Genomic DNA, 16,461 nt, shown 5'->3' on the forward strand with positions numbered 1-16,461 from the left:
ATGGCTGATTCGCGTTGGTCAAGCTAGTGAGGCTATCACTGGACTTACGTCGTCTTTCTTCACGGACAAACATCACTATCGATAATGACCTCTTATCGATAGTGATTGTTTTTGACCCGCAAATCAGCCAGAATCGTGCAGATGACCCGCCGGCGTCGTACGGTCGGCGTTCTGGGCGGCCTTTTCTGGCCAATAGACCAATAGAGAAGCACCCGGCATGTCCGAGCAAAAAACCGTCCGCCTGCCCGATCCCGCTTCCGTCGAAACCGTGCTCGCAGCTCTGCAGCCGCAGTCGGCCGACGCCGAGCTCGCCCAGGCCCTCAACAAGGCTTTTCCGGGCTTCGCCTTCACCGTCGCGAGGATCGACGACCCCTACTGGTGCAACCCTCATGCTGTCGTCGCTGCCGACGGCACGCGCCTCGGCGACCATCGCGCCTGGGTCGAGCGCGCGCTGGCCGATGTCGGCGGCGACCTCACCGCCTTCTGGAATGGGCATCGCGAGAGCGGCGAAAAATTCACCGAATGGCGCGGCACCAGCGCCTTCGCCTTTGCGCCGACCGGGCCGGGCGTGGCAGACTTCGTCCAGCTCTCGCTCGGCCGCGAGATCGAGTTCCTGGTCGGCCCGGTGGTCGATCGCGACTACCGCCCCAACAGTGCCGACCATCTGTTCGAGCCGACCTGGGTTACTCGCGAGTCCGCGGTTGCGGCGCGGCAGCTCGCCGGACCGGTCTATCGGCTGCGCGGTCGCACCGGCGGCGGCATCGTCCACATGCGGAGTTTCTTGGCGCGCCGGGCCCGCATCGAACGCGAGCAGCGCGAGGCAACCCGGCCCGAACTCGAAAGCCGCGTCATCCACGAGGTCGGCTCCGACGGCACGCGCGACACCGCGTTTTTGGACGCCAATCCGGACTGGTTCGATTTTTTTCCGCGCGAAAACCGCTTTTTTGCCGACTGGGCGCGATCAAGTGCCGCAAGCGTACGCATCTTTGACCACTGGGCCTTCGACATCCACGATTTTGAGGGTCCCGGCCAAAAACGCGAGATCGGGTTCATTCCGCGGCCGCTGAAGACTCCGGCCGAGCGGCTGCTCGCCCATGAGGACGTGTCGGTGCATCGGCTGATGGAGCGGACCGAGGCGATCGAAACCGAAATCGGCCTGCCCTTCGCCTGGTTCTTTCTGATGACCCACGGGCACTGGGTCGATCCGGACGTCGGCGATGCGATCGCCGACGGCCTGCGCGCCGGGCGCGTGCGGCTGGCCGATCGTGACGCCACCGTGCTGCTTGCGTGGGCCGACAGAAAATATCTGTTCTGAGGCGCCGTCATGGACCTTCGCCTGCCAAAACCCGGATCCGACCAGAAACTGCGCCGTGCGGAGGCGCTCGATGCGCTGGAGTCCGTGCTGCCGTTCGACCGCAGGGACTTTTTGGCCGAACTGCTCACCGACGATGACGTAGAAACGCTGCGCCATCTCGCCAAAGAAGGCATCGGCGAGAATTCGCTGCGGGCGCTGGCCTCGGATCTCGGCTACCTCGAAGCCTGGTCGCTTGCCGCGACCGGTTTTTCGCTGCCCTGGCCGGCGCCGGAGGCACTGCTGATCAAATTCGTCGCCCATCACCTGTGGGATCCTGCAAAGCGTGAAACCGACATTTCGCACGGCATGCCGGAAGACGTGACCGCCGCGCTGAAGTCAGCCAAACTGTTGCGCGTCGACGGACCGCACGCGCCCAGCACCGTACGCCGGCGTCTCTCCAGCTGGTCGACGCTGACCAAATGGCGCGGTCTTAAAGGAAAATTCAACGCGCCGGGACTTCAGAGCGCGATCAAGTTGGCGGTGCGCGCCAGCGCCCGCCCGCGCGGCCGCAAGAGCAGGAAGGCGGTGACCGCCGACATTTTGACCGCGCTCCTAAAAGCCTGCGCCGGCGACCGTCTCGTCGACGTGCGCGACCGCGCCCTTCTCATCACCGCCTTTGCCTCCGGCGGCCGCCGCCGCAGCGAGATTGCTTCGCTCAGGGTCGAGCAGATCATCGAAGAAGAGCCGGTGCCCGCCGATCCCAAGGATCCAGAGGGGCCAAAACTGCCCTGCCTAAAAATCCGGCTTGGCCGCACCAAGACGACACAGGCCGACACCGACGCTTTTGTGCTGCTCGTCGGCCGCCCGGTGCTGGTCCTAAAAGACTGGCTCGAGCGCGCCGGGATCAGCGAGGGCGCCGTGTTTCGCGGCATCGACCGCTGGGGAAATTTGGAGAAGCGAGCCCTGACGCCGCAGGCGGTCAATCTGATCCTCAAGCGCCGCATCGCCGAGGCCGGGTTTGATCCGATGGCGTTTTCCGCCCACGGCCTGCGCTCCGGCTACCTCACCGAAACCGCCCGCCGCGGCATTCCGCTTCCCGAAGCCATGCAGCAGTCGCAGCACCGCTCGGTGCAACAGGCGTCGAACTACTACAATGACGCCGAGCGCACGCTCGGGCGGGCGGCGCGGATCATCGTCTGAGTCGCAGATCGATCCGACGCATCACAGCTTGCGGCCTCAGCTCCAGGACTATTGGTTCCGAGGCAGCCGCGCTTGCCGACGGCGTGCGCGGCGACCGGTCGGAGGGCGAACCGGGCCAAAGTTTTCCGGCCATTCGCTGCGCACCGGGCTTGCCTCGTCGGCCGAGGTCGATGAACGCTCTGTGCAAAAGCATCTCGGCCATGCCGCGGCCGAGATGACACGCAAATATCAGCGCCGACGTGACCGTTCCGCGTCAATCTCACCAAAGCCTCGGGGTTATGGCCGACAGAAAGCCCCTCCCCTCCCCTCTCCCCGTTACGCGCCAAACAGCCGCCGGTCCCAGTAGACCGGCTGGTGCAGACTTGTCTGGATCCTTGAAAACTCCGGATGCGCCGGATTGATCAGCACATTGCAATCGAGACGCGCCACGACACTCGGCACCAGCAGGATGACGCTGCGCCGTTCTAAACACCAGGTTTCGCCAAATCCCTTGCTCACCGTCGCAGGCATCGTGTCCCAGCCGGGCAGTGACGGCTGGGAAAAGACCTCGTAGCTCAGCCCGGTCGGGATTGTGATTTCGATGTAGTGCTGGTTGGGCGGCAGTCTGCCGCTGCCATGCACCAGCTTTTCCAACAGGGCCGTCGAATAGTGCTCGCTGGTGTAGATGATAGGACTTCCGGGCGTGTTCCATCGCCCTGGCGCGATTGTCGAGCCGGTCGCGTCGAAGATCGGGTAGGTGCCGGCGGGATCGCCGATGCGAAATGACGATAGCGTGCGATCGAGAGTCTGCGCCGTCACGCAGCACTGCCGTACTTCAGACCTGCGAGGATATCGACCACCATTTCGGCGCCGAACTCGCTCAGAATAACGACGTCGATCGGTCGCTTGTCCTCAATCATCGGATGCGGCCGAAACAAGAAATCGCGCGCTTCCTCTTCGTTCTGCCAGACATCGACAGCAAGGCCCCAGACGCGCGCGACGCGGGCCAATCGTGTGCCCTCGTCCGACGAAAGGCGATGTACCGTCTTGCGCCGCTCGTAGGTCGCCTTGGGGATCAGCCGGTATTTGAACTGAGCATCGCCAGGTGCCAGAAGATGCGCAACGCGCTCAAGTGCCCCAATGGGAAGTCCATCCTCGATCCGGGAGATCAGCCCGAAAGGCGACCGCGCCGCCACCTCTTTAACGGGCAGCCCCAACACGTCGGCGACATTTCCGAACGCTAGCATATCACCCTCCAATCATGTGAGGCAATATATAGCCTCACATGATGCGCCATACAAGCCCCTGCATCGGCGCCCACCGATCCGCCAACGGTTACCCTGTCATCTTTGCAGTCGCGCCGTTCGCTCGCAATGCGGCCATCAGCATCGGCCCGACCGAAAACTCCCCTGCCCTCGCCTTCTCGGTCAGCACGCGCAGATAGCCGCCCGCTGATTCGATTTGATGTGCCCGCCGCAGAATGCAGGCAATCACCACCGCGGCGATTTCCTGACCCATGACATGGCAGGCATCCTCATACGCTGACGGCGAGACACCCAGGTATCCCCGCACCTGGGCGGCGGTTATCATGAAATCGCGCCAGTTGCCGATCCCCTCAACGGCGTAGTCCGCAATTTCGGGGCAGGCCTTCAGCACTAGCCCCAGCGGATAGCTTTTCGGCGGCTCTGCGGTCCTCGTTAGTGGCTCGGCCGGCGCCCCGCTTTTTTCCAAAGCAGGTTCAAATTCAAAAATAGAGTCGGTATTTGAATCAGATTGCTGCCGCTCGCTTTGGGACTCATTGCCGCTCGGATTCGTAGATTCGGTATGGATTTCCAGCAGCTTATCCACGTCATCACGCAACGCGGCCAGATCGGCTACGATAGGTTCGAGCTCGGCAATGCGAGCTCGGCGCGGAATTGCCTCCACAACGGCGCGGAAACGCTTCCACAGGCCTCCCCAGTCGCCCGGCACGTCTTCCTCAACGGCCGCCTCGACCAGCTTGTGGATGTCACGGCGTTGCAAGGTGATCCGCTCGCGCATAAGCCTGAGCGCCCTGTTGTCGGCGCGAACACGCTCGGCCGCCACCTCGAATTCTTGAGCACGGGCCAGCAGCGGCGCCAGCGAGAAGCCAAATGCTTCCTCGATCTCCCCACCCCTCCCCTTCCGTGCATAACGCTTGCCATTCGGGCTGTCCCGACGGATGACTAGACCGCAATCCACCAGTTCCGCCAGGTTCCTCCGCAATGTGGAATCGGGCATGCCGTGCGCCCTGAGCGACAGCTGTGCGTTCGAGGGAAACACGATGAGGCCGTTTTCCTCACTCAGCTCACTGTCAGGATAGAATGACAGCAACGCATTCAGGACGGCCAGGGCACGATCGCCGATGCCGATCATGCTTTTGCCCTCGCAGAGGTTGCGGTAGACCTGCCACTTGTCGACGACCCTGTCTTTGGGGATCTCACGTGAGTCGTTTTGCGCTGCCAGCATGGCAAGCGACATCGGCCGCCGCCCAAAGGGCGTCGTTGCAATACCAGTCTCCATTTCTTCCTTCGCCTTCAATTAGGCAAAAGAAATCCGCCCGCCGAATCGACGCTTAAAACTCTTGACACTGATTCGCGGAAATGAGATTCTCGGCTTGCTAGAACACGAGAAGGGCTTCCGCGACGGTTTCGTTCGGGGGCCTTTTTCTTTTGCGGTCTCTATTCTCCTGCTGCTTCCATGTTGGACTTCCGGAAGGCCTTATAAAGGTCGTCCAGTTGCCCGGCGATGAACTCGGCGAAAAGCGGGCCGTCAGCGGATTCCAAAGTGACAGTGGCCTTTTTCGCGGTCTTCTTCAGGGTAACGTTAATTGATTTGTCATCAGGAACCCACGACTTGGTCGACGCCTTTTGAGCAAGCGGCGTCTCTTTGCCCGCGCTCTTTGCTGACAGATGTCGAGCCAATATCTCCAGCCTGTCGTCGCTGGTAGCAGCCTTGAAATCGGGAGATCCAATGAGCTCCCTGACAGACACGCCACTTACCCTGATTTTCTTGGCGAGGTCATACCAACGGTCTCGGCCGCTGTTCTTGGCAGATCCGACAGCTTTGATGATTTCGTCCGGAATGTCCTTGGTGACTGATATCATCTTCGAGACAACGGTCTTGTCGACAGACAGCGCTGCCATGATGACGTCGCGATCGTACCTATTGCGCTCCAGGTTGCTGGCAAAGACGGCCTTCTCAATGAACGAGAGATCCGCCCTCGCGCTGTTCTCCTGCCCCTGTGCGATCACATGGTCTTTATCGCCAAGCTCCTTGACGACGGCCCTCACTGGTCTTCCGAGTAATTTGGCCGCTCGGGTACGCCGATGGCCGAAAACAGTCATGTAACGGCCGTCCACTCCGGGATGCGGTCGCACTAGGATTGGGCTGTCCTGCCCCCGTTGGCGGATGGCTTCTACCAGTTCTTCGAAGGCTTCGTTGTCGTCGTCTATTCGATCGGCGACGAACGAGATATCAATTGTGTCGGGATCGAGATCGACAACGGTCTCGCCTTCGAGAAGCCTGGCTTCGAACCGTTTGGCTGCCTGTGCCTTCTCGGCCAGCTCGTCAATCGACCTTGTAATGGCCCCGAAGGCACCCCGGCTTCGGTTTCGCTCAAGCGCTGGCGACATTGTAGTGACGGAGTTTTCTGCGACGGGAGCCGAGTTGACTGCAGTCAACTTTCGGTCCGTCAGCGAGCTCAGCAGATTCTTTCTGGACATTATCGACCCCATGCCCTGTGGATCAGGCCCGTGATCTCGGTATTCACCCGATGCAGGGATTCCATTGCACGGTCATAGGTTGAACGGGTGAATTGGGCGCGGTCGACCTCGTAGAGTGATTGCTTTGTGATCCCGGCATCGGAAATAGCAGTGCTCTTGAGCATCTCGTTTACTAGTACATGCTGTTTGAAAAGCGAACGCATGAAGGCGACCATCTGGCTCTGAGGTCCGTCTGTCGGCTCGTAGCGGGTCACCAGATACCGCAGCCAATCAAGCCGCATATTCGCACCAGCCCGCTTCAGGGTACCCATGACCTCGCCCATCATCAAAAGGAACTGACACATCGACATCACATCAAGCATTTGCGGATGCACGGTGATCAGAATGCCCGTCGACGAAGAAAGCGCCGTCAGCGTCAGGTAGCCGAGCTGTGGAGGGCAATCAATGATGACAACATCATAGTTTTCCGCCACGTCAGCCAATGCGTCGTCGAGCCGCCCAAAGAAGATGCGTCCCATGGACCCATCTTTCTGCGACAGGGCGAGGGGGGTGTCGTATTCGAACTCCTGCAGCTCGAGGTTCGCGGGAACAATGTCGAGACCTGGGAAGTTCGTCTTCTGAACAAGCGCTGATAGCGGCTTTCGTTTGTCATCGTAGCGGAGGGATTCGTAGAGGGATTCGTTATGATCGATTTCGGGTTGAAAACCGTGCAGGGCAGAGAGCGAGGCTTGAGGATCGAGGTCGACGGCGAGCACGCGATGTCCCGTGAGCGCCAGATGCTGCGACAGGTGGGCGGCCGTCGTCGTTTTGGCGGAGCCGCCTTTGAAATTTACTGCCGCAATTATCTGCAAGTGTTCGATCCCGCGACGATGGGGGACATATTTCGCCATCGTCCGACTGTTTTTGTCGAGGAAATGCCTCATCTCCAGTAGCTGATCGGCCGTGTAGGAGCGACGGCCTGACGGTGTTACTATCGGCTGTGGTCCTTTGCCTTCGAGTGACAAATTTTTCAGGTACCCACTTGTTACGCCGAGATATTGCGCCGCCTCAGACAACTGGAGTGGCCGGAGAGTTTTCTGGGCGTTTGGAGGGAACATTTCCAGCCGATGCTCGTGAAGCATGGCAGACAACTCACGAGCCTGCTCGGTCAACAGCACATCGACCTCTGCGATCTCCTCAGGGAGCGTCGGCTTCATATTCATCGAAATATCCCGCACATGCGATTTGAAGCCCACTCCGGCCCACTAACCGCATGTAGCTCCGATTCTTTCGATCCGGCAAGAATTTTAATGTTAACGAAAGCTTAACGAGGCCCAGATCTCGGCAAAGTTGACTGCAGTCAACTTTGCCGCCTCAATTAGCCTGGTGAGACTCAACCGCTAGTCACCTCTAATCCGACTCATAGACTGTCATACGTGTCGCAGTCTCGCTCCTTGCCGCGACGCAGGATCAAACTTACCCGTTTTGAACGCCTATCTCCGGGAGCATGCGGTCAGACCCAATCCTATGTGCGGTCTGGGCGTCTAGAAAAACAGCGTCCTGGCCATTGCGAGGACCTCGGGTGACATGGCCGACTTTGTCGGCATATCTCCATAAGCAATTCCCCGCCTGCGAAATGCTCCCAAATACGAGCATGCCTCCGTTCGATGTTCGCCGGCTAAACCGGACTATCGGCGTCCCGCTTAGCGAAAGCGTGGAGCAGAAACACCCCCTGGGACAGCTCGACGATGTCGTTGCGCGCTATTGAGCGGTCAGCGCAGCGAACGATTGGACGCCCGGGTACTCTCTCGCGCCACCCACGAGATCAATAGTGTGGTGCAGGAGCACCCTGCCGGACATAATTGCGGACGGCAAGTGCGTGAAGGCGATGCTCGTCCACCTCGCGCGTACACTGCACGTGCGCTATCTGACGACTGCTTCTTCGAGCCGGCCATACTACCGCATTGCCTTGGCCGTTCGGCGGACTCGGCAAGCCAGCCCATCCTGTCGAACTCCGCTCCCAGCTCCTGCACCGCACGTCGTCATCCAGCAGGCCATGATCCGGCGGGATCGGATCGAATGCGCAAGCGGAGGGCGCTCGCTTGCCGCCACCGCTGACCGGCGCGGTCGCTCGCCGCCAGAAAGCTGTCGGGAAAGCCGTCTCGCACCCAAAGGGGGGTCAGTTGTTCAGTCCGTCAATTGGATGCATGTCAAGACAGGCGATGCGGCCGGCGAGCGCCTCGCCAGTCTACCTGGGGAGATCGATGGAAGCGGAACCGAGCGACAGAAAGCGCCCGGTCTTCTTGTCGTTGCGGCGACGGCGGTCGATCAAACCACGAAGATAAGCCGATGGACCTCATCGAGGATGACCAACTCGTCCTCATGCTCGGCGACATAGAGCTCCGCCTCCCACGAACTTGGCTCAGTCCGCGGATTCGAGATCGAGATCGATCGACGGCCGTGTCTCGGCTATTGCGAACACAAGGGTAGCCTTGCCGACCTGGCGCGGCCCAATCAGCGCCACTGCTGGGAGGTGTCTAATCAGTTCGGCGAGTTGCGTTTCGATGCGGGGCTTGATCATCCTCGCAATTACGGAGTGCAATTCCTGATTTGCAACGACGGGCTGGCGAATTGGTCAGCGTTGAGCTATAGGCACGCAACCGAATTTGGGAGAGGTATGCCGGATTGGCGGGGGAGGGGACTTTGTCCTCTACAATCCTGACGCCTTGGTGAGGTTGACCCGAAAACGGTCTCGCCAGCGTTGGTAACGACGGGTCATTTCCGCCGAGGCATGGCCGAGCTGCTTTTGTACATAGCGCTCGTCGACCTCGGCCGAGGAGGCGAGGCCAGCGCGCAGCGAATGGCCGGAGAACTTTCGGCCGCGTTCGCCTTCCGACAGGTCGCCGCGCACGCCGCCAGCGAGCGCCGCTCGCTTGACCAGCCGCGCCACCTCCTGGTCGTTCAATCGCTCGGCGCCGACAGCCTTGCCTTGGCTGGGACGCGTCGAAATAGCGGTTCGTGCCCAATCCGTGGCAGTTTCAGCTTAGGTCTGCAACGCGACCATCGGGCAGGTAGCGTCGGACGAGCTACGACCGATCTCAACCTCGCGCCAGCCGGTTTTTCCCCGCAGTGTCACCAAAACGCCCTTGTCGGGGAAAACTTCGATCCAGCCACGGCCGTCTTCGGTCTGATCGCGGCCATTCGAAACCGACGATTTCGGAGCGACGCAGCCCACCGGCGAAGCCCAAAAGCAACATGGCGCGATCACGCAGGCGGCGCAGCGTGCCGCGATCGAGTGTTTTCAGCATGGCGATCAGATCCTTGGGCAGAATGGCCTCCTGCAGGGGAGGGGAGGCGTCGGTGTTGCGAATGCCGGCAAGCACGGTGGCGATGTGACGGTCCTTGCAGTCGAGCGGCTGGCCGCGCTGGGCAAAGTTCCAGGTGAGCGACGAAAGCCGGCGCTCGATCGTCGACACCGACTTCGGCTTTTTGTCCCCCATTACCGCCCCCGACGCGCAGGCGGTGATGTAGAGGCCGACGACCTGCGGGTCCGGCGTCAATGGGTCAAGAGACTGGCGCCGGCACCAGGCGCCAAAATGCTTCCAGTCGGCGGCGTAGGCGCGGCGGGTGTTGGCGGAACTTGCCGCCTGGACAGATTTTCGCGCGTGGTCGGTGAGTTTTTCCAGGTGCGCCGGCAGGCCAAGCGTTGGCATCGTGGCGGGGGACTTTTCGTCGTTTGCGGGATCGTCCGCGGGCTGCCCCATAGCGAGCAAGACATCGACGATGTCGGGCAGATCGTCGGCCGGCGTCGGCGCGGTGGAAAGTTCGACGGCGGCCGCCTTGCTGTGGGAGTTGCGGAACTCCGCTGAGCGTGATTTCCAAGCTTGCGACCGATGAAAATGGCCATTTCTCATATAGAGATACGCCGGGCTTGCAGGCGATCCATCGATGGCCGTCGCGGGACAAGCCTCCGCCGGTGACAACACAGTGCAGATGAGGATGATGGAGCAGGTTCTGGCCCCAGGTGTGCAGCACCGCAAAGAAGCCGATCTCGGCGCCGAGATGTGCGGGGTACGCGGCGATCGTCCGCAACGTCTCCGCGGTGGCGCGAAAGAGCAGGCCGTAGGCGAGTGCCTTGTTCTGATAGGCAATGGCGGCAACCCCTCAGAAGTATTGCGGCTTGGCAGGCGGCGGCACGGTGGGCGCCGAACGCGGCAAGAGCTCGAAGGGGCTCGACGTGGCGCACGCGTTGTTGGAGGCAATCCGCAGGTACGGGGCGGTGGTCGCGAGACTCCTGTGACCGAGCAGCAGTTGAATGGTGCGCACGTCGGCACCGGCCTCCAACAGATGCACGGCGAAGGCGTGCCTCAAACCGACCTGCGCCGCGCCGCCTGGAGCAGGCCGAACGAAACGAGTCCAAGCGGGTCAATCGCCGCCTGACCACTACGCTCGCCTTGGTGCCGACCATGCCGGAAATCCGCTCTGGCGCAGACAACATCAGGCCGACGCCGTCATCGCGCACTACAAGCGACGCTCAAATGCGCAACTGTAGTACTAGCCCGGAAATTGCCACGTAGCTGACGGAAATCGGATGACGCTCCAGCCGCATGTGGCCGGCGATCTGCTGTGACGACCGGCCAATGTGTGATCTGTTGGATCACCGATTGGCGCACATGGGGAAAACGGACGGGCTTGCGCAGCTTGGCTCTGCACCCATGTGCCATCTCATCGGCCACACAGTAGTAGCCGCTCAGATCCGGCGTCTGCATTTGCGCTTGAGCTGGCGGAAAAACGTCGATGGTGCCGTCCGTCCCCTCAACAGAACTCAGCGCCGATAAACTGACCCACGAACTCTTATGCTCCCTTACAAAACGTCGGGTCCCCGACACCACCGTCGGGTTCGTCGAGTCCCCGACCCCGGTACGGTGGGGCCTGGCGTCCTGCCGCACTCTTCACGGAAAATATTCTTCTTCGGCTCGATCCGCCAATTGGCACGAGGTTTGCGAGCTTCGGTGCGAAGAAGCAGCTGCCGACCGGAGCGTCATGGTCGTAGCTGGCCGATCGATGGACGAGGGAAGGAGTATCTCGCGGCGACGGGAGGTTCGGTGCAAGACCTTGTACTCAAAACACGTGCCGCCCTCAAAGGCAGCTTGAGCTTCAATCAACTTCAGGAGGAAACGATGAGCGAGTTCCTTGGCCGTTATGTTGATCACCAGATGTCCTCGCCTTTGGCAATGGGGCGGCATTCGGCTAAGATCAAACCAATTGCGAACGATCTTGCAAGAAGCGGAGTTCTCCTGGTCGCATCCTGCTTGCGAGTTGAGGTCTATGGTCCGGAGCACGCACTGAGAAATATCGATAGCACGATATTTTCTGGCTTTTCAGCTGAACGAATTGAAGGTGCGGCCACTATTATTCAGCGCCTTGCCGAGATTGCGTCCGGCGCTCGTTCCCAGGTTCTTGGCGATAATTATATCAGCAATAATCTCGCGAAAGCTATCGAACTTCTTGACCCAAACCTTCCTATTTTCCAGATGGCACGACTGGCAATTGATATAGGTCGTGCATCGCGCGAGCGACAGCGATTCATTGCATCGTTCAACTACTGTCACACCATCCGAGACATCATTGCTGATCGATTTCCGAATGGAGAGCTACCCGACCGCCTTTACGTGATCGGGGCGGGGATGCCGGTTCGCGAGCTGATCAAAAGTGGTGTGGGAGAGCGATTTCGTTCTACAGCAATCGTAACGCGGAACCCCAAGAATCTTCGCAAACATCTCCGCGCTTGGACTGACATAGACGTCGCGCTCACGCGCCCGGCAGAGATTGGGCACGCACGCGAACCACGGTCGATCGTTGTGATCACAGGGGCCGATGTCAATGATGAATACCAAGCCATTCTCCAGAGCGCGCTTCTCCGATTAGAGCCGCGCACCGTAGTAGATACGTCAACAATCCCGGCACTCTCGAAGGCCGCAATGGTCACACTCAACTATGTGACCGTGTATGACGACGAGTTTCTCCGGGCAATCGAACAAAACAACAAGCACATTGGTCCGAAACTGCCGCTTTTGTTGTCAGATATTGAAGACACACTCCGAGCAGCGCAACTCTATCTTTCCGCAAAGGCGCCGTAGCCCCACAGCGGCACACACCGATTCGGCGACGGGAGAATAATGATGCTCATACTCAAAGACACGGCGTACCGGTCACGGTGGGACCGCAATATGCCGCAGCTTTGGGCAAGAAAGCGACCTGCCAAGTTCAGGGTGGCTCCAGCGGAGGGGCTTGGGGACTAGCCCGCCTTATGCATGACAGCGTGTTGGAGAGGCTGGCGGATGTAGCTTAAGCGGTTGATTTGGCGTAGGATTCAGTTGCTTAGGCCAACCCTTCCACCAGATCTCGCGAGCCACACCCGCCATGACCGACGATACGTTGCCGCCGTTGTGTTTTCCAGCCGTCGGACGCAAGAAGATCACAGCTGCGTTTGATGGCGGACGCATCACATCGGATGGCGGCGTTATGCTTCTGGCCGCCGCCGAGCGGCGTTTGCGACTGGCCGACCGGCTTGCGGCTGCGATCCACGATCCCCGTCACCCGCAGCGGGTGAGGCACGCCATGGCCGACATCCTGCGCGCCCGCATCTCTGCGATCGCCTGCGGCTACGAGGATGCCAGCGATCTCGACCGGCTGCGCACCGACCCGGCCTTCAAGCTTGCCTCCGGACGGTTGCCCGACAGCGGGCTCGACCTGTGCTCGCAGCCGACATGCTCGCGCGTGAGAACTTGCCCGACCTCAAGACCGTCATCCGGCTCGGCGATGTGCTGGTCGACTGTGGCTGTCGAGCTATGCCGCGCCGCCCGAGAGCGTGACGCTCGACCTCGACGATACGGTCGATGTCGTTCATGGCCATCAGCAGCTGTCGCTCTTCAACGCTCACTACGACGAGCGCTGCTGTCGTCCAACAGCGGCGTTCTGGCTTTGGCCCAGGTGGAAAAGCGGCTGCGGGTGGCCGAGCGTCTGGCGCGTTGTATCGACGATCCGCGCTGCCCGGACCAGGTCGTCCACAGCCTGGCGGACATGATCGGCTTTCGCATGAAGATGATCGCCGCCGGCTACGAGGACGACAACGACGCCAACCGGCTGCGCTCCGATCCGGTCTTCAAGGTGGCCCAGGATGCGCTGCCGTGGGGTCGGGATTTGGCCTCGCAATCGACGCTGTGCCGGCTGGAGAACCTGCCCGGCGTGCGCGAGCTGGTCGCCATGGGGCGGGCGATGGTTGACCTCTATTGCGCCTCCTTCCCGCAGGTGCCGAAGCGGATCGTGCTCGACATTGACGACACCTTTGATGCCCTACATGGCGGCCAGCAATTTCGCCTGTTCAACGCCCACTACGACGAGTACGGCTTCCAGCCGATCGTGGTGTTCGATGGCGACGGCCGGCTCGTCCGTGCGGTTCTTCGGCCGGCCAAGCGGCCGAGCGGGGCTGAGATCCGTCCCCACCTGCGCCGCCTGGTGCGGGCGATCCGGAGCAACTGGCCGAACACACGGATCCTGATCCGGGCCGACGGACATTATTGCAGATGGGGTGGTTGCCGCCCACTTTAGACGGCATCGATGTGCCAAAATGGTGGATCAAAGTCCACAAGCAGAAAGGACGGCAACCGTGAAGAAAGATACGATGATCGGAGTGGATTTGGCAAAGAATGTTTTCGTGCTTCATGGGGCGTCGATGACAGGGCAAGTAAACTACCGCAAAACGCTGACGCGGTCGCAGTTCCTGAAATTCATGGCAGGTCAGCCTTCGGCGGTTGTTGTGATGGAGGCCTGTAGCAGCGCCCATTACTGGTCGCGGGAGATGATCAAGCTCGGCCATGAAGTGAACCTGATTGCCCCGCAATACGTAAAACCCTTTGTAAAACGCCAGAAGAATGACACCGCCGATGCCGAGGCGATTGTGATCGCTGCACAGCGTCCAGAGATGCGATTCGTCGAGCCACGGACGGAAGAGCAGCAAGCCAGAGCGGTGTTGTTCCGGTCGCGCGAACGTCTTGTCCATCAGCGCACGGAACTGGTGAATGCACTGCGCGCCGCGCTTTACGAATACGGTCACGCCGTCCCGCAAAGGATCGGCCAACTTAAACGTATCGAAGCAATTGTCGAAGCACCGGACAGCGACCTTCCAGAGCTGGTGCGTGAGGAATGTCTGGACCTGCTGGGGGTCAAAGGTTTCGACAGCATGCTGATCCGCACGCTGATCACCGCACGGCACCAGCTTCTCAAGATGCGTTTGCAGATATCCAACCAGATCCGCGAGTTGATGAAGACGTTCGGCCTTGTGGTGCCCAAGGGCGCCGGCAGCGTCTTCGAGCGCAATGTTCGCGACCTTCTGCAGGGCGAAGCAAAGCTGGCGCGCATCGTTGCACCGATGCTTCAGGCGTGGAGTGATATGCGAATCCAAGCAGAGCTGAGCAAGCAGCTGGCCGCTATGGCGTGAGGACCAGCACTGCCGTCCGCTCATGTCAGTGCCCGGCGTAGGCACCGTCACAGCCGCCGCATTTGCCGCGGCCGTGGAGGATCCGGCGAACTTCAGAAACTCGCGCGCCGTGGGTGTATGGGTGGGCCTGACCCCGAGACGCTACCAGTCCGGCGAGGTCGATAATGACGGACATATCTCGCGCCGTGGCGACAATCAGTTGCGTGGACTTACGAGGCGGCCGCGGTCATCCTGAACCGGTCGACGGATACCAGCACCCTGCGAACCTCGGCGTTGGAGCTCAAAGAACGGCTCGGCTTCAAGCGAGCGGCCGTGGCCCTGGCGCGCAAGCTGGCAGTAAACATGCATGCGATGCTTCGGACGGGCGAGCTGTTTGATCCGCACGGAGGAACATAAGCAATTATTTCGGGTCAGTGTAGGCTGAAACACGTAAGTCCTCCGAGAGTACAGCCGTCACGGGAGATGCTTCAAAATATTTCATCGTCTTGTTGTTGTAAATTATGTCTTTTACATAGCAAAAACCGAGTTTCCAATTTTTACGCAATGAACGTGTGTTCGTTGGACGAACACATCCAGCAACCTTGTCAAGCTTCAAGTTCTCGAAAGCAAATCGGAGTGCTGCCTTGCCGGCCTCCGTCCCGATTCCCTCCCCGGAGGCGGCACGGTGGAGGGCAGTTCCGATTGCCACGGTGTTCGGATCTTCCGGCAGATAGGTGCCAGCACGCCACAATCCACAATAGCCGGCGAATCTTCTGGCTTGGCTTTCATCTTTGACGAACACCATCCAAAAGCCGAAACGATTGTCCTGCCAATGTTTGATGAACTTAAGCAGTTTGGCTTTCGACTGCTCTAGCGTCGGATAGACACCTTCCCCAACGGCGTTTACCACGAACGGATCCCTAAGAAGCCCATGTAGCAAAAGCTCGTCGCTATGCGACGGCGGCCTTAGAATCAGGCGCGGCGTTTCTAGGATGTACATCAGAAGGTTCCTTTCCGACCCGACTCTTGTACTTGAGCGGCACTCACCACAAACGTGGACTATAATCTCGTAGAATTCGCGTTCATCGGGTTAACTTTTAAGAAATTTCGGCAACAGTTTTGTTTCCGGCGTGCTCAAAGGACTATGTTGCAAACTTTTCAGTTATGAGGGTTGTGGCACGTCGGTGGAGTTGAGCTTGCGGTCGACCCGGATCGCTAGGCACTCCCGGGTGAACTCGTCGATGATGTTGAGCATGCGGAACTTCCTGCCATTGTGTGTTCGCCCCCCGACGAAGCCATAGGACCAAACATGGTTGAGGCGCTCGGGCCGAAGATGAACGCACGATCCGTCATTAGCCAGAGCCGGCCTCTCCTGGGTTGTTTGTGGGGGACCACCTTCAGCCCCTCCCGCAGCCAGATCCGCTCGACACTTTGGCATTTGCCGTCCATCCCTCGGACCGAAGCGCCGTGACGCGGCGATACCCATAGCGGCCGTAGCGTGAGGCAAGCCGGATGATGTCGGCAACCTTCTTCATCAGCCCGTTCATGAGGGCTTTGCGCTGGGTCGAGCGATGCTTGCCGAGGACCTTGCAGGCAAAGCGCTCCGAGACGGAGAACTTCGCCATGACATGATCGACGCAGCGGCGGCGGCGGGCGGGCTCAGAAGTTTCCCGATGCCGCCTCTTTCAGGATCAGCTTCTCGAGCGTCAGATCCGACACCGCTGTCGAGGCCGGTAACTTCTCCGGGGTCGGCCACGAATTGTTAGCACCAGCTGTCCATCACTATC

At 60.1% G+C, this 16,461-nt stretch carries 10 protein-coding genes and 9 pseudogenes; 7 read left to right on the forward strand and 12 right to left on the reverse strand.

Going from position 1 to position 16,461, the window contains the following annotated elements; all coding sequences use genetic code 11:
• Window positions 1-217: 217 nt before the first annotated feature.
• From NKH41_RS24765 to NKH41_RS24775, 3 genes and pseudogenes are all read left to right on the forward strand, one after another.
• Window positions 218-1,315 carry a hypothetical protein gene (locus NKH41_RS24765; RefSeq protein WP_352934449.1) on the forward strand — a complete coding sequence of 366 codons (1,098 nt, stop codon included), beginning with the start codon at window positions 218-220 and terminating at the stop codon, window positions 1,313-1,315.
• A gap of 9 nt (window positions 1,316-1,324) precedes the next feature.
• Window positions 1,325-2,494 (forward strand): site-specific integrase, encoded by a 1,170-nt coding sequence (locus NKH41_RS24770; RefSeq protein ID WP_352934452.1) that lies wholly within the window; start codon window positions 1,325-1,327, stop codon window positions 2,492-2,494.
• Between the two features lie 65 nt (window positions 2,495-2,559).
• A pseudogene (locus NKH41_RS24775) lies at window positions 2,560-2,773 on the forward strand (integrase); the annotation flags it as partial.
• A gap of 36 nt (window positions 2,774-2,809) precedes the next feature.
• Here the strand turns inward: NKH41_RS24775 and NKH41_RS24780 are convergent.
• The 10 genes and pseudogenes from NKH41_RS24780 to NKH41_RS24825 form a co-directional block, all read right to left on the reverse strand.
• Entirely contained in the window at window positions 2,810-3,292 is a 483-nt protein-coding gene (locus NKH41_RS24780; protein ID WP_352934455.1) for an RES family NAD+ phosphorylase, read from the reverse strand.
• Window positions 3,289-3,720, reverse strand: coding sequence for an antitoxin Xre-like helix-turn-helix domain-containing protein (locus NKH41_RS24785; RefSeq protein WP_352934458.1), 432 nt, complete (start codon window positions 3,718-3,720; stop codon window positions 3,289-3,291). The genes NKH41_RS24780 and NKH41_RS24785 overlap by 4 nt, the downstream gene beginning before the upstream one ends.
• 88 nt (window positions 3,721-3,808) lie before the next feature.
• The gene (repC, locus tag NKH41_RS24790; protein ID WP_352934502.1) at window positions 3,809-5,014 is read right to left on the reverse strand and encodes a plasmid replication protein RepC; all 1,206 of its coding nucleotides are present in this window, start codon (window positions 5,012-5,014) and stop codon (window positions 3,809-3,811) included.
• Between the two features lie 158 nt (window positions 5,015-5,172).
• Entirely contained in the window at window positions 5,173-6,216 is a 1,044-nt protein-coding gene (gene repB / locus NKH41_RS24795) for a plasmid partitioning protein RepB (protein ID WP_352934461.1), read from the reverse strand.
• Entirely contained in the window at window positions 6,216-7,418 is a 1,203-nt protein-coding gene (gene repA / locus NKH41_RS24800) for a plasmid partitioning protein RepA (protein WP_352934464.1), read from the reverse strand. Before repA ends, repB begins: the two co-directional genes overlap by 1 nt.
• Before the next feature lie 1,199 nt (window positions 7,419-8,617).
• A complete protein-coding gene (locus tag NKH41_RS24805; RefSeq protein ID WP_352934467.1) occupies window positions 8,618-8,776 on the reverse strand; it encodes a hypothetical protein in 159 nt (52 codons plus the stop codon).
• Window positions 8,777-8,905: 129 nt separating this feature from the next.
• Window positions 8,906-9,908 (reverse strand): annotated as a pseudogene (locus NKH41_RS24810) (tyrosine-type recombinase/integrase).
• A 202-nt stretch (window positions 9,909-10,110) separates the two neighbouring features.
• Window positions 10,111-10,356, reverse strand: a pseudogene (locus NKH41_RS24815) (transposase); the annotation flags it as partial.
• Window positions 10,357-10,359: 3 nt separating this feature from the next.
• A pseudogene (locus NKH41_RS24820) lies at window positions 10,360-10,566 on the reverse strand (tyrosine-type recombinase/integrase); the annotation flags it as partial.
• A gap of 193 nt (window positions 10,567-10,759) precedes the next feature.
• A pseudogene (locus NKH41_RS24825) lies at window positions 10,760-10,958 on the reverse strand (IS30 family transposase); the annotation flags it as partial.
• A 342-nt stretch (window positions 10,959-11,300) separates the two neighbouring features.
• Between NKH41_RS24825 and NKH41_RS24830 the strand changes: the two are divergent.
• From NKH41_RS24830 to NKH41_RS24850, 4 genes and pseudogenes are all read left to right on the forward strand, one after another.
• The gene (locus tag NKH41_RS24830; protein ID WP_352934470.1) at window positions 11,301-12,335 is read left to right on the forward strand and encodes a hypothetical protein; all 1,035 of its coding nucleotides are present in this window, start codon (window positions 11,301-11,303) and stop codon (window positions 12,333-12,335) included.
• Between the two features lie 283 nt (window positions 12,336-12,618).
• A pseudogene (locus NKH41_RS24835) lies at window positions 12,619-13,162 on the forward strand (transposase); the annotation flags it as partial.
• Window positions 13,153-13,776, forward strand: a pseudogene (locus NKH41_RS24845) (IS1380 family transposase); the annotation flags it as partial. The pseudogenes NKH41_RS24835 and NKH41_RS24845, both read left to right, overlap by 10 nt.
• A 49-nt stretch (window positions 13,777-13,825) precedes the next feature.
• Window positions 13,826-15,091, forward strand: a pseudogene (locus NKH41_RS24850) (IS110 family RNA-guided transposase).
• 4 nt (window positions 15,092-15,095) lie between these two features.
• On the opposite strand, the gene NKH41_RS24855 reads toward NKH41_RS24850, so the two are convergent.
• Together NKH41_RS24855 and NKH41_RS24860 are read right to left on the reverse strand one after the other, a co-directional pair.
• Window positions 15,096-15,674 carry a GNAT family N-acetyltransferase gene (locus tag NKH41_RS24855; protein WP_352934473.1) on the reverse strand — a complete coding sequence of 193 codons (579 nt, stop codon included), beginning with the start codon at window positions 15,672-15,674 and terminating at the stop codon, window positions 15,096-15,098.
• A 177-nt stretch (window positions 15,675-15,851) separates the two neighbouring features.
• Window positions 15,852-16,396 (reverse strand): annotated as a pseudogene (locus NKH41_RS24860) (IS3 family transposase); the annotation flags it as partial.
• Window positions 16,397-16,461: the final 65 nt, after the last annotated feature.

Origin of the sequence: Mesorhizobium sp. M1169, assembly GCF_040318345.1 — a bacterium.
Classification (GTDB): domain Bacteria; phylum Pseudomonadota; class Alphaproteobacteria; order Rhizobiales; family Rhizobiaceae; genus Mesorhizobium.

What these genes read in the sequence shown, in the direction of transcription:
- repA (WP_352934464.1), bottom strand. Translation starts at nt 7,418, where the DNA reads ATGAATATGAAGCCGACGCTCCCTGAGGAGATCGCAGAGGTCGATGTG.
- repB (WP_352934461.1), bottom strand. Translation starts at nt 6,216, where the DNA reads ATGTCCAGAAAGAATCTGCTGAGCTCGCTGACGGACCGAAAGTTGACT.
- NKH41_RS24855 (WP_352934473.1), bottom strand. Translation starts at nt 15,674, where the DNA reads ATGTACATCCTAGAAACGCCGCGCCTGATTCTAAGGCCGCCGTCGCAT.
- repC (WP_352934502.1), bottom strand. Translation starts at nt 5,014, where the DNA reads ATGGAGACTGGTATTGCAACGACGCCCTTTGGGCGGCGGCCGATGTCG.
- NKH41_RS24770 (WP_352934452.1), top strand. Translation starts at nt 1,325, where the DNA reads ATGGACCTTCGCCTGCCAAAACCCGGATCCGACCAGAAACTGCGCCGT.
- NKH41_RS24765 (WP_352934449.1), top strand. Translation starts at nt 218, where the DNA reads ATGTCCGAGCAAAAAACCGTCCGCCTGCCCGATCCCGCTTCCGTCGAA.
- NKH41_RS24785 (WP_352934458.1), bottom strand. Translation starts at nt 3,720, where the DNA reads ATGCTAGCGTTCGGAAATGTCGCCGACGTGTTGGGGCTGCCCGTTAAA.
- NKH41_RS24805 (WP_352934467.1), bottom strand. Translation starts at nt 8,776, where the DNA reads ATGATCAAGCCCCGCATCGAAACGCAACTCGCCGAACTGATTAGACAC.